Origin of the sequence: Pseudonocardia sp. Ae505_Ps2 (assembly GCF_001932425.1) — a bacterium.
Classification (GTDB): domain Bacteria; phylum Actinomycetota; class Actinomycetes; order Mycobacteriales; family Pseudonocardiaceae; genus Pseudonocardia.
In genome coordinates this window covers 3,210,913-3,230,990 of the sequence record NZ_MCIP01000001.1, presented here as the reverse complement: position 1 = coordinate 3,230,990, position 20,078 = coordinate 3,210,913, and the positions used below count along the sequence as shown (strand labels likewise).

The window sequence follows — 20,078 nt, the reverse complement described above, 5'->3', positions numbered from 1 at the left end:
CGCCGGCGGTCTCAGCCGATCAGCGGGCTGCGGTGCGGCGGCGCGACGCGGCTGCCCTCGGCGACCCGGGCCCGCAGCGCCGGGACGGTGCGCGCCAACCCGTCGAGGACCGCACCGAGCGCGGCGTCGGCCGCGGGGTCGCCCCCGACCAGCAGCACCGCGCCGCCGGCGGGTCCGGCGGCGGCCCAGGCCCCGATCCGGGCGACGGCGTCACGCGGGGTGACCGGCTCGACCCGCCACGCCTCGGCGTAGAACAGGGCCGTCGACTCGGCCTGGGGGAAGGCGAAGACGGTCTCGGCGTCGGCCAGCAGGTCGGCGACGTGGGCACCCGGGCGGGGTGCGCCGTCGCCGGACGGGTCGGTACCGAGCACCACCAGGTCGTGGCTCATCGCATGTCCTCCTCGAGGGTCCGCGCCCTCACCAGTGGGAATCCGCGACGACGGGCAGTGTCCTGGCTCCCGGATCCCCGCGCCCTCCCCGGCCTTCCCACCCTCGCGGGCGGTGGCACCGGTGTGGGGAGGGCACTCCCCGGTGACAGTGGCGGGACCGCGCCGGATTCGCACCGGCTTCCTGTTCCGTCGTCGTCGGGGAGCCCATCACGCGACCGGGTCAGTGGTCAACCGTCCCCCGCCCCGACACCCCCCGCAGATGGTCGAGCAGGTCGTGTTCGGCGAGCGTCCCGAGCAGCGGCCCGTCCGGCTCCCGCACGGGCAGCGCGGCTCCCCGGTGCGCGGCGAGCACCCCGAGGACGTCGTGCACCGGGGCGGCCGGGTCCAGCGCGGGCAGCTCCGGGCCGGGCGGGGTGCCGTCGACGGGACGCATCACCTGGGCGACGACGACCCGGCGCAGCGCCTCGTCGGTCGGGGTGTCGGCAGCGAGGTCGATCCCGCGTCGCAGCAGCTTGAGCGTGTAGATGTTGTCCCGCGACACCAGGTTCGACAGGCCGGTGGCCAGGACGACGGCGGCCATCAGCGGCAGGATGAGGGCGTAGTCGCCGGTCAGCTCGAACACGATGAGCACCGCGGTGATCGGGGCGTGCGCCGCCCCCGCGAACACCGCCGCCATGCCGACCAGACCGAACGCGCCGGGGTGCAGGTCCAGCGCCGGGAACAGGGCCGCGGCGGCGTAGCCGAAGGCGGTACCGGCGGTGCCACCGACGAACAGCGACGGCGCGAACACACCGCCGGACCCGCCGATGCCGATGGTGAGGCTGGACGCGAGGATCTTCCCGACGACGAGCAGGAGCAGGAACCCGACGGCGTACCGGCCACCGATCGCGGCCTCCAGCACGGGGTAGCCGACGCCGTACATCTGGGGCAGTGCCAGCAGCAGCGCGCCGAGCAGCAGCCCGCCGACGGCCGGGCGCAGCCACTCCGGGCCGCGCCAGACGGCGTCACAGGCGTCCTCGACGACGTAGAGGATCCGGGCGAAGGCCCAGCCCAGCAGCCCGGCGAGCAGCCCGAGCAGCGCGTAGAGCGGCAGCTGGGCGGGGCTGCCCAGGTCGAAGTGCGGCAGGGTCAGGATCGCGCGGTCGCCGGCGATCACCTCGGCGACGACGTTCGCGACCACCGAGCTGATCACCAGCACGCCGAACGCCTCGGCGCTGAACGACCGCAGGATCAGCTCCAGGCCGAACACCACCCCGGAGACCGGGGCGTCGAACGTCGCGGAGATCCCGCCCGCGGCACCGCAGGCGACCATGAGCACCAGCCGGGTGGCGGGCACCCGCAGCCACTGCCCGATCGCCGAGGCGAGCGCGGAGCCGATCTGCACGATCGGGCCCTCCCGGCCGACGGAGCCGCCGGTCCCGATGCAGATCCCCGACGCGAGCGCCTTCACCGCGGCGACGGTGGCCGGGATCCGCCCGCCCCTGCGCGCGACGGCGAACATCACCTCGGGCACCCCGTGCCCGCGCGCCTCCGGGGCGAACCGCTGGACCAGCGGGCCGTACACCAGGCCGCCGAGCACCGGGGCGATCAGCAGGAACCACACGCCCAGCCCGGGCAGGTGCGGCGAGGCGACCCGGCCGGCGTCGGAGAAGTCCTCCCGCCCGGTGACCAGCCAGGTCACGCCGAGGATCAGCTCGTGGAACAGCACCGACCCGATGCCGGCGCCGATCCCGATGACCGTCGCCAGGCCGACGAGCCCCGGCCGGGTGCCGACGAGCGCGCGGTGCAGCGCGCGGACCGCGGTCACCGCGCACCGCCCTCGGCGGGCACCGGCGCGACGGCCCAGTCGGTCTCGCCGACCTCGCCCGCGGCGTCGGCGAAGCGGCGCAGTGCGTCGCGGACCGCGGTGCGCTCGGCGGCGGGCAGCATCGCGAGCAGCCGGTGCATCTCGGCGCGGCGCAGCCGGGTGACCTCGTCGACGAGCGTCCGCCCGGCGGGGCTGAGCGCGAGGGCGACCTCGCGGCGGTCGTCGCCGGTGCGGGTGCGCACGACGAGGCCGCGGCTCACCAGCCGGTCGCACATCCGGGTCGCCGTCGACGCCGACACGGTCAGCGCCGTGGCCAGGTCGGCCGGGCGCCGGGTGCCGTGCTGGGCCAGCACGACCAGCGCGCGGTACTGCGGCAGGGTCACCTCGCCCGCCGTCGGGCCGGCCTGCTCCCCCGCGGCGGCCAGGGACCCGGCCACCACGGAGAGCATCGCCCGGCTCGCGGTCATCACCGCGTCGACGACATCGTCGATCTCGTCGGCAGCACCGTTCTCGTCGGTCGCACCGTTCTCGTCGGTCACGCCGCCGATGATTGCACACTGCAAGGTTGCAGTGTGCAATGAGGTCGGCGCGGTCAGCGGGCGACGGGCGCCTGCAGACCGGCGACCGGCCCGATCACGACGATCGCGGGCGGGCTGATCTCCTGCTCGGCGGCGACGCGCTCGGCGGTCTCCAGCGTCGCGCGGACCGACCGCTCGATCCGCGTGGTGCCGTCCTGCACGATCAGCACCGGGGTGTCGGCCGGGCGGCCGTTGGTGATGAGCGCCTCGGCGAACTTCCCGAGCCGCTCCACGGCCATCATCAGCACGATCGTGCCGGTCATCCGGCCCAGCGCGGTCCAGTCGGTCAGGCTGCGCGGGTCACCCGGTGCGACGTGCCCGGAGACGACGACGATCTCGTGTGCCACCCCGCGGTGGCTCACCGGCGTCCCGGCGACGGCCGGTGCGGCGAAGGCGCTGGTGATACCCGGGACGACGGTCACCGGCACCCCCGCCGCGGCGCACGCCTGGACCTCCTCGAACCCGCGGCCGTAGACGAACGGGTCGCCGCCCTTGAGGCGCACCACGAACTTCCCGGCACGGGCGTGCGAGACGAGCAGCTCGTTGATCCGCCCCTGGGCCATGGCGCGGCCGTAGGGGATCTTCGAGGCGTCGATGACCTCGACCTCGGGGGACAGCTCGTCGAGGATGTCGCGCGGGCCGAGCCGGTCGGCGACGACGACCTCGGCGCGCGACAGCAGCCGCCGGCCGCGCACGGTGATCAGCTCCGGGTCGCCGGGGCCGCCACCGACCAGCGCGACACCGGCCTGTGGGGGCTCGGCCGACTCGTCGACGACGCCGGCGGCCAGTGCCTCGACCAGCGCGGTGCGCACGGCCGCGGACCGCCGGTGCGCGCCCCGGGCCAGCACACCGACGGTGAGCCCGTCGTAGCCGCCGGTGGCGGGGGTGACCGCGGTGCCCCGGTCGCCGTCGTCGGCGCGGACGCAGAACACCCGGTCCCGCTCGGCCTCGGCGACGACGGCGGCGTTGGTCTCCGGCTCGTCGGTGGCGGCGATCGCGTACCAGGCCCCGGCGAGGTCGCCGTCGGTCCAGCGGCGGGCCGTCCAGGTGATCTCCCCGGCCGAGGCCATGCCCTCGACCGCCGGGGTGACCTCGGGCGAGACGACCTCGACGACCGCTCCCGCCGCGATCAGGCGGGCGACACGCCGCTGGGCGACCTGTCCCCCGCCGACGACGACGGCCCGGCGGCCGGCCAGGTCCAGCCCGACCAGGTACTGCTCGTGGTGCGCGTTCAACGACGTTCCTCTCCCGGACTCCGAGGCCCGGTGGTGGCAGCGGGTCCCTGCGCCGGGCCCCCGCTCGACGGCGACGCCGGACGATAGCCGGGCCCGCATGTGTCGCAGGAGCCCCCGGAGGGCAATCCCACATCCGCCGCTCCGGCGGCCACGGCGACCGTGACGCCCTGACCAGCGGTCTTGCCCACGATCAGCTGGGCTCCGTCGCCCGCGGCGAGGAGCGCGGCGGCCTCTGCGACCGATGGGGTCCCGACGGCCGCGGCGACCCGGGCATCCGACCTCGCCACCCCGACCACGGCCAGTGCGGCCGCGGCGAATCCGTGCGGTTCCCGCGGTGCGACGGCCGCCAGCAGACCGGGTTCGGCGACCCGCCGGTCCAGGGTGGCGACGACGGCGCCGCCGAGCTCCAGCCCGTGCTCGGCGGCGACCCGGTCCAGCAGCGCGCGCACCGCGGCCTCGGGGGTTCCGGGGCGCAGCCCCACCCCGACCGTGATCACCGGTCGTGGAGCGGAGCGCTCGGCACGCGGACGGTCGGCTCCACGACCGGTGATCATGCGAACGCGGCCGGGGCGGCCCCGGCCGGGGTGTGGCGTGCCGCCGCGACGAACCGGGCGACGGCGCCGGGCACGCCGGCCGGGTGGGTGTGCAGGAACGAGGCGTGCACCCGATCCTCGACGTAGCCCTCCGGCTCCCCGCCCCGCCACGCCCAGGCCGGGGCCGCACCGGCCCGCGGGGTGACCGCGCACCGGTGGAACTCGTGTGCCCCGGCCCGCTCGCCCGCCGCGAACAGGGGCGACGCCGACACCGCGACCGCGTCGCGGTAGCCGAGGGTGAGCCGCGGGGTCATCCCCGCCGACGCGTCGAGGACCCCGCACATCGGCGTCCCGTCGAGGTCCCGGCACAGGTAGAGCAGCCCGCCGCACTCGGCGTGCACCGGGGCCCCGGACGCGGCCAGCGCCGCGACCTGCGCCCGCAGCGGTGCGTTGTCGCCGAGCGCGCCGACGTGCTCCTCGGGGAAGCCGCCGGGCAGCACGAGCGCGGCGGTGCCCGCCGGGAGCGCGGGGTCGCGCAGCGGGTCGAAGGTCGCCACGTCGGCGCCGGCCGCGGTGAGGAGCTCGGCGTGCTCGGCGTAGCCGAACCCGAACGCGGGCCCCCCGGCGAGCGCGACGAGCGGCCGCTGCCCCGCCGTGCCGCTCGTGCCGACCTCGGCGGCCGGGTCCCAGACCGGGCCGGCGGGCAGCGGGCGGGCGAGTGCGAGGACGGCGTCGAGGTCCACGTGTGTGGCGACGAGCTCGGCCATCGCGTCCACCGCGGCGGTCGCGGCGGTGCCGTGCTCGGCGGCGGTGACCAGGCCCAGGTGCCGCGAGGGCACCGCGAGCTCGGCACGTCGCGGGACGGCGCCGAGCACCGGCAGCCCGACCTCCTCGGCCGCGGCCCGGCAGACGTCGGCGTGGCGCTGCGACCCGACCCGGTTGAGGATCACCCCCGCCACCTGCACGGACTCGTCGAAGCTGCGGAACCCGTGCAGCAACGCGGCCAGCGACCGGGACTGCCCCCGGACGTCGACGACCAGCACCACCGGTGCCCCCAGCACGGCGGCGACCTGCGCGGTGGACCCGGCGCCGTCGGCGATGCGGCCGTCGAACAGCCCCATCACCCCCTCGACGACGGCGACGTCGGCGTCCCGGCTCCCGTGCCGGGCCAGCGGGGCGAGCCGGTCGGCGCCCTGCAGGACGACGTCGAGGTTGCGGCCCGGACGGCCCGCGGCGAGCGTGTGGTACCCGGGGTCGATGTAGTCCGGCCCGATCTTGAACGGCGCGACCCGGGTGCCGCGCCGCGACAGCGCGGCCATCAGCCCGGTCGCCACCGTCGTCTTCCCGCTGCCCGACGACGGCGCCGCGACGACCAGCGCGCGGGCCGTGCTCACGGTGGACACGGTGCTCACGGTGGTCACCACTCGATCCCCCGCTGGCCCTTCTGCCCGGCGTCCATCGGGTGCTTGATCTTCGTGGTCTCCATGACCAGGTCGGCGGCCTCGATCAGGGCGGGCGGGGCGTCCCGGCCGGTGATGATCACGTGCTGCCGGCCGGTCCGGGCGGTCAGCACCTCGACGACCTCGTCGACGTCGATCCAGCCCCACTTCAGCGGGTAGGTGAACTCGTCGAGGACGTAGACCTGGTGCTCCTCGCGCTCGATGCGGCGACGGATCTCGGCCCAACCCTCGACGGCGTCGGCAGCGTGGTCGGTCTCGGTGCCCGCCTTGCGCGACCAGGACCAGCCCGACCCCATCTTGTGCCACTCCACGGGCCCGCCCTGCCCGGTCTGCTCGTGGACGGCCCCCAGCGCGCGGAACGCCTCCTCCTCGCCGACCTTCCACTTCGCGGACTTGACGAACTGGAACACCCCGATCGACCAGCCCTGGTTCCAGCCGCGCAGCGCCATCCCGAACGCGGCGGTCGACTTCCCCTTCATCACCCCGGTGTGCACCACCAGCAGCGGCCGATTGCGGCGCTGACGGGTGGTGAGCCCGTCGGCGGGCGTGACGGACACCTGTCCCTGCGGCACGGCTGTCCCTCCTTCTCGGGCGTGATGTGTCAGGCGGCGCGCGCGGACCGGGTCGCCCGGACCAGGTCGCCCACACTGTCGGCGGTCAGCTCGTCGAGGGTCACCAGCTCGCCGCCCGCGGCGGCGGCGAGCGGCGCGGCGAGACCCAGGCGCACGTGCCCGGCCTCGCAGTCGACGACGACGGTGTGCACCCCGTCCGCGGCCAGCAGCCCGGCGGCGCGGCGGGAGTCGGCGACGGGGTCCCCGCCGTCGCGGGCGGCGACGGTGGCCCGCCCGTCGGTGAGCAGGACGACCAGCGGACGCCGGCGCGGGTCCCGGCGCCGCTCGGCGTCGAGCACGGCGCGGGCCTTGAGCAGCCCGCCGGCCAGCGGGGTCCGCCCGCCGGTGCGCAGCCGGGACAGGCGCTGCTGGGCGGTCGGCACCGACGACGTCGGGGGCAGAGCCAGCTCCGCCTCCCGGGCCCGGAAGGTGACCAGCCCGACCTTGTCCCGGCGCTGGTAGGCGTCGCGGAGCAGGCCCAGTACGGCGCCGGACACCGCGGTCATCCGCCTGCGCGCGGCCATCGAGCCGGACGCGTCGACCACGAACAGCACCAGGTTGCCCTCGCGCCCCTCCCGCTCGGCGCGGCGCAGGTCGTCGCGGCGGACCAGCAGGCCGGGCCCGCGGCGCCCGCGACCGGCCTGGTGCGGGGCCGCGGCGAGCACGGTCGCGGGCAGGTGCAGGTCCGCGGCGCGGGTGGTCCCCGCCCCGGACGGGCGGACGACGCGCCCGGTGTCGGTGCGGGCCCGGGAGCGGCGCCCCGGGGCGCCCGCGCCCAGCCCGGGCACGGTGAACTTCCTGACCGTGGCCCGGTGCAGCCGGGCGGCCTCCCCGACGACGACGGCGCGGCCCTCCCCGCCGTCGCCCCCGGCCGGTGCCTGCGCGGCCCCGGGTTCCCGGTCCCCCGGGTCCGTCGCCCCGGTCCCCTCGGTCGTCTCCGTCGCATCGGTCGGGTCGGTCGTGCCGTCGGCGCCGTCGGCGCTCGCCGTGCCGTCGGTGCCGGGGGCCTCGGCGCGCCCGCCGGACCCGGTCGCGGGGCCGCGAGGGTCGTCCGCCTCGGGGGTCGTCCCCCCGGTCCCGTCGGGCTCCTCGCCCGCCCCGGATCCGTCCGGGCCGTCCTGCGGCTCGGCCGGGTCGCCGGGGCCCGGGCTGGGATCCGGATCGTGGTCAGGGTCGTCGTCGGGGTCCGGGCCGTCCTCGGGACCCAGGTGGTCCTCGGCGTCGGCGAGGGCGCGGTCCAGCTCGGCCGGGTCCAGGCCGGGCTCGTCGAACGGGTCGCGGCGACGGCGGTGCGGCAGCGCGAGCCGGGCGGCGACGCGCACGTCGTCGGCGGTCACCGCGTCGCGGCCCTCCCAGGCGGCGTGCGCGGCCGCGGCGCGGGTGATGACCAGGTCGGCGCGCATGCCGTCGACGTCGAACCGGGCGCACACGAACGCGATCCGCCGCAGCTCCCGGTCGCTCACCGCGACGGCGGAGACCCGGGCCTGCGCGGCGCGGAGCCGGGCCGCGGTCGCGGTCTCGTCCGGGGCGAAGCGGGCGACGAACCCGGCCGGGTCGTCCTCGAACGCCATCCGCCGCCGGGTCACCTCGACGCGGGTGTCGACGTCGCGGCTGGCCCGGACCTCCACGGTCAGCCCGAACCGGTCGAGCAGCTGCGGGCGCAGCTCGCCCTCCTCCGGGTTCATCGTCCCGACCAGCAGGAACCGGGCCGCGTGCGAGACGGAGACGCCGTCGCGCTCGACGTGCGCGCGGCCCATCGCGGCGGCGTCGAGCAGCAGGTCGACGAGGTGGTCGTGCAGCAGGTTGACCTCGTCGACGTAGAGCACCCCGCGGTGGGCGTCGGCGAGCAGACCGGGCTGGTAGGCGCGGCGCCCCTCGGACAGCGCCTTCTCCAGGTCGAGCGAGCCGACCAGGCGGTCCTCGGTCGCACCGACGGGCAGCTCGACCAACCGGGCCGGGCGGCGGCCGCCCGGTGCGCCCGCCGGGTGCGGGCCGTCCGGGCAGGACGGGTCCGGCGCGGCGGGGTCGCAGCCGAACCGGCAGGCCTCGACGACGTCGTGCCAGGGCAGCAGCGCCGCCAGCGCGCGCACCGCCGTGGACTTCGCGGTGCCCTTCTCCCCACGCACCAGGACACCGCCGACGCCCGGGTGCACGGCGTTGAGCAGCAGCGCCAGCCGCAGGTCGTCGTGGCCGACGACGGCGGAGAACGGGAAACGGGGAGGTCCGGCGGCGGGGGCGGTGCTCGTGCTCACGCCGGTGAGGCTGCCAGACCGGAGGTCAGCACAGGGAGGTCCGACGGCGCACCGTGTCCGATCACATGTTCAAGTGACGACGTGTCCAGGTGGTGTTCGACCAGGTCGGCCAGCAGATCCACCTGCCGGGTGCGCTCGGCCGCGAACGACGTGTCCTGTGCCACCCGGAACCCGGTTCGCCCTGCCTCGTCCGCGAGGCGGGTGAGCAGCAGCCGTCGGAAACCGTCGTTCTCGGCGAGGCCGTGCCAGTGCGTGCCCAGGACGTTGCCGCGGTCGCTGCCCTCCTCCCCGATCAGGCCGGGGTCGCCGGAGCGCACGACGCGGCCGTGGTGGATCTCGTAGCCGGTGACGGTCTCGCCCCACGCCGTCGCGGTGGGGGTGCCGAGGTGCTTGACCGGGTCGAAGGCGATCTCCAGGTCCAGCAGCCCCAGCCCGGCGACGGAGGTGCCGGAGGCAGCCTCGGCCCCGTCCGGGTCGGCGACGGTGTGCCCGAGCATCTGGTAGCCCCCGCAGATCCCCAGTACCGGACGCCCGGACGCGGCGTGCGCGCGCACCGCGTCGGCCATCCCGGAGGACCGCAGCCAGGCCAGGTCCGAGACGGTCGCCTTCGTCCCGGGCAGGACGACGACGTCGCTGTCGGCGAGCCGCGACGGCTCGGTCACGTACCGCACGGCGACGCCCGGTTCGCAGGCCAGCGCCTCGGCGTCGGTGGCGTTGGAGATCCGCGGGAACCGGACGACCGCGACCCGCAGCCACTGGGTGCCGAGTGGCGGGGCCGGACGCCCGAGCACCCCGTCGGCGACGGCGGAGAGCGAGTCCTCGGCGTCGAGCCAGAGCCCCTCGGCGAAGGGCAGCACGCCCAGCGTCGGCCGACCGGTGAGCTCGCGCAGCCGGTCGAGGCCGGGTTCGAGCAGGCGGGGGTCCCCGCGGAACTTGTTGATCACGAAGCCGGCGATCAGCGCCTGGTCGGCCGGGTCGAGCACGGCGAGGGTGCCGAACAGGTGCGCGAGCACCCCGCCGCGGTCGATGTCGCCGACGACGAGCACCGGCAGGTCGTTGCGCCGGGCGAAGCCCATGTTGGCGAGGTCGGTGGCCCGCAGGTTGATCTCCGCGGGCGAGCCCGCCCCCTCGCAGACCACGACGTCGTGGCGGGCGCGCAGCCGGGCCAGGGAGTCGGCGACGACGTCGGACAGCGCCGCGGTGCGGTGCCGGTAGGACAGCGCTGACACCTGGCCGTCGGCGCGGCCGCGCACCACGACCTGCGAGGTCCGGTCCCCGCCGGGCTTGAGCAGCACCGGGTTCAGGTCGACCGAGGGGGCGATGCCGCAGGCGAAGGCCTGCATCGCCTGCGCCCGCCCGATCTCCCCGCCGTCCGGGGTGACGACCGAGTTGTTGCTCATGTTCTGTGCCTTGAACGGCGCCACCGAGACCCCGCGCCGGTGCAGCCACCGACAGATGCCGGCGACGACGGCGCTCTTGCCCGCATCCGACGTCGTCCCCGCGACGAGGACCGCTCCCTGAACCACCACGGCGCGAAGTATCGCCCCGGCGGGACCGTCGGCGGGCGCGGCTACCCTGGGCGGCGTGCGTTTCCTGCTGCGTCCCGGGTGGATCGCGTTCGTCGTCGCGGTGCTGGCCTTCGCCGTCGCCTGCTACACGCTGCTCGCGCCGTGGCAGTTCGACCGGGAGTCCGAGCGCTCCGCGCAGAGCCGGGCCATCGCCACCGCCGACGCGACCCCCGCCGTCGGGTTCGACACGCTCGTGCCGCCGGGCACCGGGATCGGCGCCGAGGACCAGTGGCGCCGGGTCACCCTGACCGGCTCCTTCGACCGCGCCGCGGAGACCCTGGTCCGCCTGCGGGTCGTCGACGGCGCGCCCGCGTTCGAGGTGTTGACGCCGCTGCGGCTCACCGACGGTCGGACCGTCGTGGTGAACCGGGGGTCGATCCCGGCCGCGGACCGGGGCGCCGTGCCCGAGTACGCCGCGGCGCCCGCCGGGCCGGTGACCGTCGAGGGCAGGCTGCGCCTGGACGAGACCGACCCGCAGGGCCGCCCCCCGCTGGTCGAGAACGGCACCCGCCAGGTCTACGTGTCCGACTCCCGGTCGGTCGCCGCCGCCACCGGCCTGACGCCGGTCGAGGGCGTCGTCGTGCTGGAGGCCGGTCAGCCGGGCGTGCTGGACCCGATCCCGATCGCGCCGGTCGGGGGCGGAGCGCCGTTCAGCAACTTCTCCTACGCCCTGCAGTGGCTGACCTTCGGCGCCGTCGCCCTGATCGCGCTGGGCCTGTTCATCCGACTGGAACTGTTGCAGCGCAACGGGAAGCGCGAGACGGCAGGCAGCCTGCGGGACCAGCTCTCCGGCCGCGACGGCTTCGGCGACGAGCCCGCCCCCGACGGCCGTGTCACCGACCGTGCCGCCGATGGTGCCGACGGTGGTGCCGACGACGGCCGCCGTGACACCGCCCGCGACGCCGCCGGCTCCGGCCCGGGCGCCGGCTGACTCCGCCCCGGCCAGGTGCGCCGGGCGGGCAGGTCTGCACCCCGCGAGTCCCGTGCGCTCACCCGGTCAGTGAGTCCGCCCGACCGACCCGTCTCCCGCGCTGCCCCGCACCGGACCAGCGCCACCTCGCGGGCCTCACTCTCCGAACTCGCTTACCGGGTAAGCGAATTCGCCCGCCCCCCGAACACACCGACCGCCCGCGATCCCTCCCTCCGGACCCGCTCACCCGCTCGGCGACCGCCCCCGATGTACCCTCACCGACCGGGTGGGCACGCCCCGCCGTGCGAGGACCGCCGCCGTCGCGACGGCGAGCAGCCCGGCTGTCCCGGCCACCAGCCGGGACAGCCGCGCGACGCGGTGCAGGTCGGCGACCCGGGGCGGGTGCCCGTCGCCGAGCGACGGGCGGTCCTCGGTGCCGTGGGCGTAGATCGTCGGCCCGCCCAGACGCAGCCCGAGCGCACCGGCGGCGCTCGCCTCGACCGGACCGGCGTTCGGGCTGGGGTGCCCGGCGGCGTCGCGGCGCCAGGTCCGCAGCGCGGTCGCCGGCGAGCCCCCCACCAGCGGCGCGACGGCCACGGTGACCACCGCGGTGACCCGGGCCGGCGCCAGGTTGACCAGGTCGTCGAGGCGGGCCGAGGCCCACCCGAAGCGGGCGTGCCGGGCGGAGCGGTAGCCGACCATCGCGTCGAGGGTGTTCGCCGCGCGGTAGCCGAGCAGCCCCGGGATCCCGGCGACCGCGCCCCACACCAGCGGCCCGACGACGGCGTCGGAGGTGTTCTCGGCCAGCGATTCGGCTCCGGCGCGGGCCATTCCGTCGGCGTCGAGCAGGTCCGGGTCACGCGCGCACAGGTGCGGGATCCGGGCGCGTGCGGCGTCCAGGTCGCCGGCGTCGAGCGACGCGGCCAGCGCGGCGCCCTCCCCCACCAGCGAGGTCCCGCCGAGCACCGCCCAGGTGGCGACGGCGGTCAGCCCGGCCCGCAGGACCGTCTCCCGCCGACCCCCGGCCCGGCGGGCGACCGCCTCGGCCAGCGCCCCGGCCGCGACCGTGCCACCGACCAGCAGCGCGGTGTAGGCGGCACCAGGCGCGACGGCGTCGCGGTACAGCCGGCGCTCCAGCCGGGCGGCGGCGGCACCGAACCCGGCGACCGGGTGCCCCCGCCGCGGGTCGCCGAGCAACGCGTCGGCGACGATCCCGGCGGCGAGCCCCGTCGCGCGGCCCCGTGTTCCCATGCCGGGGAAACTAGGCCACCGGGCGTCCGTCCGGCGCAGGCCCGGTCGGGAACTCCTGCACGCCGAGCACGCGCAGCAGCTCGAGCCGCTCGCGGGTGTCGTCGTCGGCCGGGGTGAGCACGACCAGCTGCTGGCCGAGGTCGGGCGTCACGAGGGTCTCGCAGTCCATCACCAGCGCGCCGACCCGCGGGTGCCGCAGCGTCTTGCGGTCGGCGCGGCGGACGGCGACCTCGTGCTCGGCCCACAGCTCGCGGAACTCGGCGCTGGCCGCGGCCAGCCGTGCGACGAGCCGGTCGACCACCGGGTCCCCCGCACGCCGCCCGGCCACCGCCCGCAGCTCCGCGACCAGCTGGCGGGAGTGGCGCACCTGCTCCTGCGGCGGGTGACCGTCGCGCTGGTCGGACCGGGTGAACCAGCGGTGGGCGAGGTAGCGGTCGTCGCCGGTGAACCCGGTCTGCTCCCCGGCGAGCACCCGTGACATCGCGTTCTGGGCCAGGACCTCCCCCAGGTCGGAGATCACCATCGCCGGGGTGGCCGGCAGCAGGTCGAGCAGGCGCAGCAGCCCGGCGCGGGCGAGCCGGGCCACCCCCTCCCCGGGAGCGGGCCGGTGCCCGGCCAGTCGGAAGAGGTGGTCGCGCTCGTCGTCGGTCAGGCACAGGGCCCGGGCCAGCGCGGCGAGCAGCTGCGTCGACGGTCGGCTGCTGCGCCCCTGTTCGAGGCGCACGACGTAGTCGACCGACATCCCCGCCAGCATCGCCACCTCCTCCCGGCGCAGGCCGGTGGCCCGCCGGCGCGGCCCCGCCGCGATGCCGACCTCGGCCGGGCGGACCGAGTCCCGCCGGCGACGCAGGAAGTCCGCGAGCTGTTCACGTTGCACCCTGCGATGGTCCCCGTGGGCAGGCCGCCCGACCAGGGAGCGCCGCTCCCACGATCGACGCTCCGCTCCCGCTACGGGCCGACGCGGCGCACGCTGGCTCCCATGCAGACACGCACCCTCGGCACCACCGGCCCCACCGTCTCCGCTCTCGGCCTGGGCGCCATGAGCATGTCCGGTTCCTACGGACACGCCGACCGCGCGGAAGCCGTCGCGACCGTGCACGCCGCGCTCGACGCCGGAGTCACGCTGATCGACACCGGCGACTTCTACGGCATGGGCCACAACGAGCTGCTGCTCGCCGAGGCGCTGCGCGGGCGCGATCGCGACGGCTACGTCCTGTCGGTGAAGTTCGGCGGGCTCGGTGGCCCGGGCCTGCCACCGCTGACCCAGGACTGCCGCCCGGTCGCGGTGAAGAACTTCCTCGCGTACTCGCTGACCCGCCTCGGCGTCGACCACGTCGACGTCTACCGCCCGGCCCGGCTCGACCCGCAGGTCCCGATCGAGGACACCGTCGGCGCGATCAGCGAGATGATCGACGCCGGGTACGTCCGCCACCTCGGGCTGTCCGAGGTCGACGCCGCCACCGTCCGCCGGGCGCACGCCGTGCACCCGGTCGCCGACCTGCAGATCGAGTACTCGCTGATCTCCCGCGCCGTCGAGGCCGAGGTCCTGCCGACGCTGCGCGAGCTGGGCATCGGCCTCACCGCCTACGGCGTGCTGGCCCGCGGGCTCCTCTCCGGCCACTACGAGCCCGGCAAGCCCGGGGACGCCCGCACCCGCAGCCCGCGCTTCAGCGGGGAGAACCTGACACACAACCTGGGCCTGGTCGAGACGCTGCGCGCGCTGGCGGCCGAGCGCGGGGTCACCGTCGCCCAGCTCGTGATCGCCTGGGTCGCCGCGCAGGGCGACGACGTGGTCCCGCTCGTCGGTGCCCGCACCCGGGAGCGGCTCGCCGAGGCGTTGCCCGCCGCCGACCTCGACCTGGGCCCGGCGGACCTCGCCGCGATCACCGACGCGCTGCCCGCGGGCTCCGCGCGCGGGGACCGCTACCCGTCGGCGTTCATGGGGGCCCTCGGCGTGGGGAACTGACCCTCGCGGTGGGCGGCCCGGCGCCGGGCCGGGGAGGATCAGGGGCATGCGCACGGACATCGTCCCCGAGGAGCTGGGCAGCGGCCCGTTCTACAAGCTCCTGACCAGCGTCGTCGTCCCCCGGCCGATCGCCTGGGTCTCCACCCGCTCGGCCGACGGCGTCGACAACCTCGCCCCGCACTCGTTCTTCACGGTGTCCTGCGTGGACCCGCCCATGATCCAGTTCACGTCGGTCGGGAAGAAGGACTCGCTGCGCAACGTCTCGGAGACCCGCGAGTTCGTCGTCTGCCTGGCGAACGAGCCGATGTTCGAGAAGATCAACGCGACCGGCACCGACTTCCCCGCCGAGATCAGCGAGTTCTCCTCGGTCGGGCTGACCGCCGAGGCGTCGTCGGTCGTGGCGCCGCCGCGGGTCGCCGAGTCACCGGTCGCGCTGGAGTGCGTGCTGCACGCCAGCATCGAGCTGGGCAACTCGACCGTCGTGATCGGCCGGGTCGTGCACGCCGCGATCGAGGAGAGCGTGTTCGTCACCGACGAACGCGGCAACTCCCTGCCCGACATCCACCGGCTCGCCCCGCTGGCCCGCCTGGGCCGCAACGAGTGGTCGCGCGTCGGCGAGGTCCTGGAGATCACCCGCATCCCCTATCAGCAGTGGCCGGGTCACTTCGGCGACGCGTGACCCGGCCCCCGCCGGGGCTACAGGGGGTACTCGGTGGGCGGCGTCGCGGCCGGGTCGGCGTGGATCTCGCCCTCCCGGCCGCGCAGCTCGACCCGGCGGATCTTGCCGGAGACCGTCTTCGGCAGCTCGAAGAACTCGAGCCTGCGGATCCGCTTGTAGGGCGCGAGGTTGTCGTAGGCGAACCGCAGGATCGCCTTCGCCGTCTCCTCGGTCGGCTCGTGCCCCTTGGCGAGCACCACGTAGGCCTTCGGCACGGCGAGGCGGACCGGGTCCGGGGACGGCACGACCGCCGCCTCGGCGACGGCCGGGTGCTCGATCAGCACGCTCTCCAGCTCGAACGGGCTGATCCGGTAGTCGCTGGCCTTGAACACGTCGTCGGCGCGGCCGACGTAGGTGATGTAGCCCGCCTCGTCACGGGAGCCGACGTCGCCGGTGTGGTAGTACCCGCCGGCCATGGCCTCGGCGTTGCGCTCCGGGTCGTCGGCGTAGCCGACCATCAGCCCGGTGGGGCGGTGGGCGAGGTCCAGGCAGATCTCGCCCTCGTCGGCCGCCTTCCCGGTGGCTGGGTCGACCAACGCGACGACGAACCCGGGGATGGGCCTGCCCATCGAGCCCGGCTTGACCGGCTGCCCGGGCGGGTTGCCGATCTGGACCGAGGACTCGGTCTGGCCGAACCCGTCGCGGATGCGCAGGCCCCACGCCTTCTCGACCTGCTCGATGACCTCGGGGTTGAGCGGCTCCCCCGCCCCGACGACCTTCGACGGCGGCGTCGTCAGCCCGGACAGGTCGGCCTGGATCAGCATCCGCCACACCGTCGGCGGCGCGCAGAAGCTGGTCACGCCGCAGGAGTCCAGGACCGACAGGACCGACTCGGCGTCGAACCGGGCGTAGTTCATGACGAGCACGGTCGCCTCGGCGATCCACGGCGCGAACACGTTGGACCAGGCGTGCTTGGCCCAGCCGGGCGAGGAGATGTTGAGGTGGACGTCGCCGGGCTCGAGCCCGATCCAGTACATCGTCGACAGGTGCCCCACCGGGTAGGACGTGTGGGTGTGCTCCACCAGCTTCGGCTTGGCCGTGGTGCCCGAGGTGAAGTACAGCAGCAGCGTGTCGGAGGCCTTCGTGACGCCGTCCGGGGTGAAGTCGGCCGCGGCCGAGTAGGCCTCACCGGTGTAGTCGCGCCAGCCCGCGACGGCACCGCGCACGGCGATGCGGGTGTAGTCGCCGTCGACGCCGTCGAACTTCGCGGTGTCGCCCGCACCGACGACGACGTGCCGCGCCCGACCCCGGTCGATCCGGTCCTGCAGGTCGGCCGGGGTGAGCAGGGTGGTTGCGGGGATGACGACGGCGCCCAGCTTCATCGCCGCCAGCAGGGTCTCCCACAGCTCCAGCTGGTTGCCGAGCATCAGGACGACCCGGTCGCCGCGGACGACGCCCTGCTCGCGCAGCCAGTTCGCGACCCGGTTGGACCGCTCGGACAGCTCCGCCCACGTCCAGTGCGCCTGCGAGCCGTCCTGCTCCACGATCCACAGTGCCTTCCGGGCACCCCGCTCGGGGTCCGCGGCGACGACGTCGAAGTGGTCGAGCGCGAAGTTGAACTCGTCGAGCTCCGGCCAGCGGAAGTCGCGGTAGGCCGTGTCGTAGTCCTCGCGGTGGGTCAGCAGGAAGTCGCGGGCGGCGAGGAACGTCTCCGTCGCCGGGCTGGCGGTCGCCATGGGGTGCACCTCGGTGGGCTCGTGCGGGGGGCCCGTGCCCCGGGCCCGTCGTGCGGGGCCGCCCGTGCGGCCGTACCGCGACCCTAGTCACTCCGCAGCAGGCTCGGCAGGTCGCGACGGCCCCGCCACACGGGCCCACCGAACAGGGCCGCCGCAGGACCTCGGGCCGTAGGACCTCGATCACGCGATGGTGGCGGCGAGGTCGGCCCGCCCGGGCGGGCCGGTGATCGTAAGGTGCCCGCGTGACCGTGCCGAACCTGCCGAAGGTGACGACCCCCGACGTGTCGGTGTCCCGCCTGCGGGTGGGCCGGTACGGACCGCGGACGCTGCTCCGCGTCGTACTCGTGGGGCTCGCGCTGGTGCTCCTCGTGCTGCTGCTGGCCGGCTGCGGCAACAGCGAGCTGCCCGCGGCGTGGCGCACCCCGTCGCCGGCCCCGACGACGACATCGCCGACCGCCACGCCGACCCCGTCCCCGACGCCCACCGCGACCCCCACGCCGAGCCGCACCGCCGAGCCGTCGCGCACGACGGCCGCCCCCGCCCCGGCCCCGGCCCCCGCGCCCGGGCGCGGTGGTGCCGACGGCGGCGGGTCGGGCCGGACCGGGGCCCCGGGAGCGGCCGCGGCGCCGTCGCCGATGTGGCCCGCGGGCGACGCGGCGACCGCGCGGCGGATGCAGCAGCAGTCCGACGCCGGCGGCGACCCGTGGCTGCTCGACCCGGAGGAGGTGACGCTCTCCTTCGTCGGCAGCGAGCTCGGCTACCGGAACCCGACCGTCACCCGCCTCGGCAACGGTGTCTACGCCGCCACCGACGGTCGCACGCCGCAGCGCGCGACGATCCGGCTCACCCAGCCGGTCCGCTCCGGTACCGGCGGGATCTGGGTGGTCGACCACGTCGACCGCGGCTGACCGGACCCGACGGGGCCGACCGAGGCCGACTGCCGGGGCCGGTCACGGCCCGGCACGCGCCGGCACCCGCCGTCACCGGAGCCTCGCGCCGGACGGTGTGCCTCGCCGGAAGCCGACCTCGCGTTACGCCCTGTGCGCGCCGTGGGTACCGTGAGGTGAATGACAGTTGGCACGAACGGGTGAAACCCGGCGTCGAGTGCAGCGCCAGGGCCCGGTTCGACGATGTTCCGTACGAGGCCGTCGCGAGACCGCGACGGTCGGGGGGGCCAGGAGAGGCGGAGCACGATGGCCAGCGAGTCGGTCCAGCAGGACGTCTTCACCGTGTTGCACGGGCAGGCGTCGCCGATCGTGAGCCGATGGGCGTACCGCGCTGCGGACCCGTTCGCGATCTCCTTCTCGGTGCGCCGGTCCTCCGACCGCTGGATCGAGTGGCTCGTCGCGCGTGATCTCGTGATCGAGGGCCTGACCACCCCCACCGGCATCGGTGACATCCGGATGGCGCCGCGCCGCATCGACGGCTACGACGTCGTCGAGCTGGAGATCCGCTCCGACGGCGGCTCCGCCGCGCTGGAGGTCGACCGCGACCTGCTGGCCCAGTTCGTCGACTCGACGTTGGAGATCGTCGACCTCGGCGAGGAGCACGACCACCTCGACATCGACGGCGCCATCGCCCGGCTGACCGGCAGCGCGGCGGGCCCCACCACCCCCTGAGCCCACGCTCCCACCGACGACGAGGGCCCCGGACCGCACGACGCGGTACCGGGGCCCTCTTGTCGACCGGGTGTCCCGGACACTCAGCGGTTCTGCCCGGCCCACTCGGGGTCGGTCGAGGCGTCCCACTCGGCGTCGGCCGCGGCCTGGTCGGCGTGGTCGGCGTCGCGGGCGAGCTGGTCGCTGACCTCCGGGTCCCCCACCGGGGACTCGTCGACCACCGGCACGACGCCCTCGTCGACGTCGTGCACGGCGGCCTCCTCGGCGCTGGCCGCGCCGCCGTCGATGCCGACGTCGGTTCCGGCGCCGTCGACGGCCGGGTCACCCGCGACGGAGTCGGTGGCCGCGGTCAGCCGGCCGGAGCGGCCCGGGTCGCCTTCCGGCAGGTCGTCGGGCAGCTCCCGGGCCAGGCGCGCCTCGTGCGACTCGCCCTCCTCCTGTCCCGCCGCGGTCACCGCGTTGTCCTCGACGCCGTAGGGGCGGTCCGGCGGGACGTAGCCGGAGTCCAGCGGGTCGGTGTCCGACGGCCCGGTCAGCGCCTCGTCGGTGTCCAGCTGCATCGCCGACGCCATGTCCGGCGCCTCCGGCTGGAACTCGTTCTCGTCACCTGAAGCGGATGCCATCGCCTGCGGGTCTCCTCGCTGTGGCCGTGTGTCGGGTGGTGTTCGGTCTCGGGTGTTCGGTATCGACCGTGCGTACCCGGCGTCGCCTCCCGCCATGCGCCGACGCCCGGACGCTACGGTCGCCGACACCGGACCCGCCGTCGCCGGTCCCCGCGCCGCGCCCCTGGCGCGCCGCACCTCCAGTACCTACGAAGGAGCACTCCCCCGTGACCGCCGCCCCGTCCGCCCGTTCCGGTGACAGCACCCGCAGGGCCCTGCTCGCCGCGGCCGCGGACCTGTTCACCGAGCACGGCTACGACCGCACCTCGGTCCGTGCGATCGCCGACCGGGCCGGGGTGAACCAGGCGCTGCTCTTCCGCTACTTCGGCAGCAAGGACGCCCTGTTCGCCCGGGTCGCCGCCGAGCGCGCCCTCGCCGTGCTGCACGACGGCCCGCCCGAGGATCTCCTGCCCCGGCTGCTGCGGTCCGTCCTCGACAGCAGCCAGGGCCCCGAGCGCGACCTGTTCGGGCCCGTCGTGCGCTCGGCCGGCACGTCGGAGGCGGCCACGGCCGTGCGGAGGGAGCTGGCCGGGGCGTTCACCGAGGCGTTCGCCGCGCAGGCCACCGGCGCCGCCGACCGGGCCGAGGCCGAGCTGCGCGCGGAGCTGGTCCTGACCTGGCTGCTCGGGCTGAGCCTGGTCCAGCCGCTGCTGCCCGAGGGCGCGGTCGGGCGGGCCGAGCCGGACACGGTGCTGGCCCACGTCACGCGCGCCGCGCGCACCCTGCTGGAGGCACCCGGGGTCAGCCGGTGAGCCGGTCCACCTCGGCGCGGAACCGCTCGCGCTGGGCGGGGGTCTCCCGGGTGCGCGACAGGTAGTGCTCGGGCCGCGGGGCGCGGTCGTG

19 protein-coding genes and 1 riboswitch are annotated in these 20,078 nt (G+C 76.0%); of the genes, 6 read left to right on the top strand and 13 right to left on the bottom strand.

Features of this window, described 5'->3' with window-relative positions:
* Positions 1-11: 11 nt before the first annotated feature.
* From Ae505Ps2_RS15455 to Ae505Ps2_RS15415, 9 genes are all read right to left on the bottom strand, one after another.
* Positions 12-389, bottom strand: coding sequence for a hypothetical protein (locus Ae505Ps2_RS15455; RefSeq protein WP_075307290.1), 378 nt, complete (start codon positions 387-389; stop codon positions 12-14).
* 34 nt (positions 390-423) lie between these two features.
* Positions 424-613: riboswitch (cobalamin riboswitch) on the bottom strand.
* Positions 610-2,196: a chloride channel protein gene (locus Ae505Ps2_RS15450; protein ID WP_075307292.1), complete on the bottom strand. Its 1,587-nt coding sequence runs from the start codon at positions 2,194-2,196 to the stop codon at positions 610-612. It overlaps the preceding riboswitch by 4 nt.
* Complete coding sequence (locus Ae505Ps2_RS15445; protein ID WP_226362056.1) at positions 2,193-2,735, bottom strand: MarR family transcriptional regulator; 543 nt, start codon at positions 2,733-2,735, stop codon at positions 2,193-2,195. Before Ae505Ps2_RS15445 ends, Ae505Ps2_RS15450 begins: the two co-directional genes overlap by 4 nt.
* 53 nt (positions 2,736-2,788) lie before the next feature.
* On the bottom strand, positions 2,789-4,009 hold the full coding sequence (cobA, locus tag Ae505Ps2_RS15440; protein WP_075307294.1) for a uroporphyrinogen-III C-methyltransferase: 1,221 nt from the start codon (positions 4,007-4,009) through the stop codon (positions 2,789-2,791).
* Positions 4,006-4,506, bottom strand: a complete 501-nt coding sequence (locus Ae505Ps2_RS15435) for a cobalamin biosynthesis protein (RefSeq protein ID WP_075307296.1) — start codon at positions 4,504-4,506, stop codon at positions 4,006-4,008. The genes cobA and Ae505Ps2_RS15435 overlap by 4 nt, the downstream gene beginning before the upstream one ends.
* Positions 4,507-4,559: 53 nt before the next feature.
* The gene (locus Ae505Ps2_RS15430; RefSeq protein ID WP_249265278.1) at positions 4,560-5,936 is read right to left on the bottom strand and encodes a cobyrinate a,c-diamide synthase; all 1,377 of its coding nucleotides are present in this window, start codon (positions 5,934-5,936) and stop codon (positions 4,560-4,562) included.
* A gap of 23 nt (positions 5,937-5,959) precedes the next feature.
* Positions 5,960-6,574, bottom strand: a complete 615-nt coding sequence (cobO, locus tag Ae505Ps2_RS15425) for a cob(I)yrinic acid a,c-diamide adenosyltransferase (protein ID WP_075307298.1) — start codon at positions 6,572-6,574, stop codon at positions 5,960-5,962.
* A 29-nt stretch (positions 6,575-6,603) separates the two neighbouring features.
* Entirely contained in the window at positions 6,604-8,865 is a 2,262-nt protein-coding gene (locus Ae505Ps2_RS15420; RefSeq protein WP_139318767.1) for a VWA domain-containing protein, read from the bottom strand.
* On the bottom strand, positions 8,862-10,391 hold the full coding sequence (locus tag Ae505Ps2_RS15415) for a cobyric acid synthase (protein ID WP_075312043.1): 1,530 nt from the start codon (positions 10,389-10,391) through the stop codon (positions 8,862-8,864). Before Ae505Ps2_RS15415 ends, Ae505Ps2_RS15420 begins: the two co-directional genes overlap by 4 nt.
* 58 nt (positions 10,392-10,449) lie before the next feature.
* Here Ae505Ps2_RS15415 and Ae505Ps2_RS15410 point away from each other — a divergent pair, with 58 nt between their 5' ends.
* On the top strand, positions 10,450-11,364 hold the full coding sequence (locus tag Ae505Ps2_RS15410; protein WP_083695760.1) for an SURF1 family protein: 915 nt from the start codon (positions 10,450-10,452) through the stop codon (positions 11,362-11,364).
* 222 nt (positions 11,365-11,586) lie between these two features.
* On the opposite strand, the gene Ae505Ps2_RS15405 is transcribed toward Ae505Ps2_RS15410, so the two are convergent.
* Together Ae505Ps2_RS15405 and Ae505Ps2_RS15400 are read right to left on the bottom strand one after the other, a co-directional pair.
* Positions 11,587-12,594: a cobalamin biosynthesis protein gene (locus Ae505Ps2_RS15405; protein WP_075307300.1), complete on the bottom strand. Its 1,008-nt coding sequence runs from the start codon at positions 12,592-12,594 to the stop codon at positions 11,587-11,589.
* Between the two features lie 10 nt (positions 12,595-12,604).
* On the bottom strand, positions 12,605-13,471 hold the full coding sequence (locus Ae505Ps2_RS15400; protein ID WP_075307302.1) for a helix-turn-helix transcriptional regulator: 867 nt from the start codon (positions 13,469-13,471) through the stop codon (positions 12,605-12,607).
* 102 nt (positions 13,472-13,573) lie between these two features.
* Here Ae505Ps2_RS15400 and Ae505Ps2_RS15395 point away from each other — a divergent pair, with 102 nt between their 5' ends.
* Together Ae505Ps2_RS15395 and Ae505Ps2_RS15390 are read left to right on the top strand one after the other, a co-directional pair.
* The gene (locus Ae505Ps2_RS15395; protein WP_075307304.1) at positions 13,574-14,560 is read left to right on the top strand and encodes an aldo/keto reductase; all 987 of its coding nucleotides are present in this window, start codon (positions 13,574-13,576) and stop codon (positions 14,558-14,560) included.
* A 46-nt stretch (positions 14,561-14,606) separates the two neighbouring features.
* A complete protein-coding gene (locus Ae505Ps2_RS15390) occupies positions 14,607-15,239 on the top strand; it encodes a flavin reductase family protein (protein ID WP_020624955.1) in 633 nt (210 codons plus the stop codon).
* A 17-nt stretch (positions 15,240-15,256) separates the two neighbouring features.
* Here Ae505Ps2_RS15390 and Ae505Ps2_RS15385 read toward each other — a convergent pair whose 3' ends face one another.
* A complete protein-coding gene (locus tag Ae505Ps2_RS15385; RefSeq protein ID WP_075553731.1) occupies positions 15,257-16,954 on the bottom strand; it encodes an AMP-binding protein in 1,698 nt (565 codons plus the stop codon).
* 242 nt (positions 16,955-17,196) lie between these two features.
* Between Ae505Ps2_RS15385 and Ae505Ps2_RS15380 the strand changes: the two genes are divergently transcribed.
* Positions 17,197-17,862 (top strand): hypothetical protein, encoded by a 666-nt coding sequence (locus tag Ae505Ps2_RS15380; protein ID WP_075307310.1) that lies wholly within the window; start codon positions 17,197-17,199, stop codon positions 17,860-17,862.
* Positions 17,863-18,147: 285 nt separating this feature from the next.
* Positions 18,148-18,573, top strand: coding sequence for an SsgA family sporulation/cell division regulator (locus Ae505Ps2_RS15375; RefSeq protein ID WP_075553730.1), 426 nt, complete (start codon positions 18,148-18,150; stop codon positions 18,571-18,573).
* 83 nt (positions 18,574-18,656) lie between these two features.
* On the opposite strand, the gene Ae505Ps2_RS15370 is transcribed toward Ae505Ps2_RS15375, so the two are convergent.
* Complete coding sequence (locus Ae505Ps2_RS15370; RefSeq protein WP_198932367.1) at positions 18,657-19,196, bottom strand: DUF5709 domain-containing protein; 540 nt, start codon at positions 19,194-19,196, stop codon at positions 18,657-18,659.
* A gap of 206 nt (positions 19,197-19,402) precedes the next feature.
* Between Ae505Ps2_RS15370 and Ae505Ps2_RS15365 the strand changes: the two genes are divergently transcribed.
* Positions 19,403-19,987, top strand: a complete 585-nt coding sequence (locus Ae505Ps2_RS15365) for a TetR/AcrR family transcriptional regulator (RefSeq protein WP_075307314.1) — start codon at positions 19,403-19,405, stop codon at positions 19,985-19,987.
* Positions 19,988-20,078 lie beyond the last annotated feature (91 nt).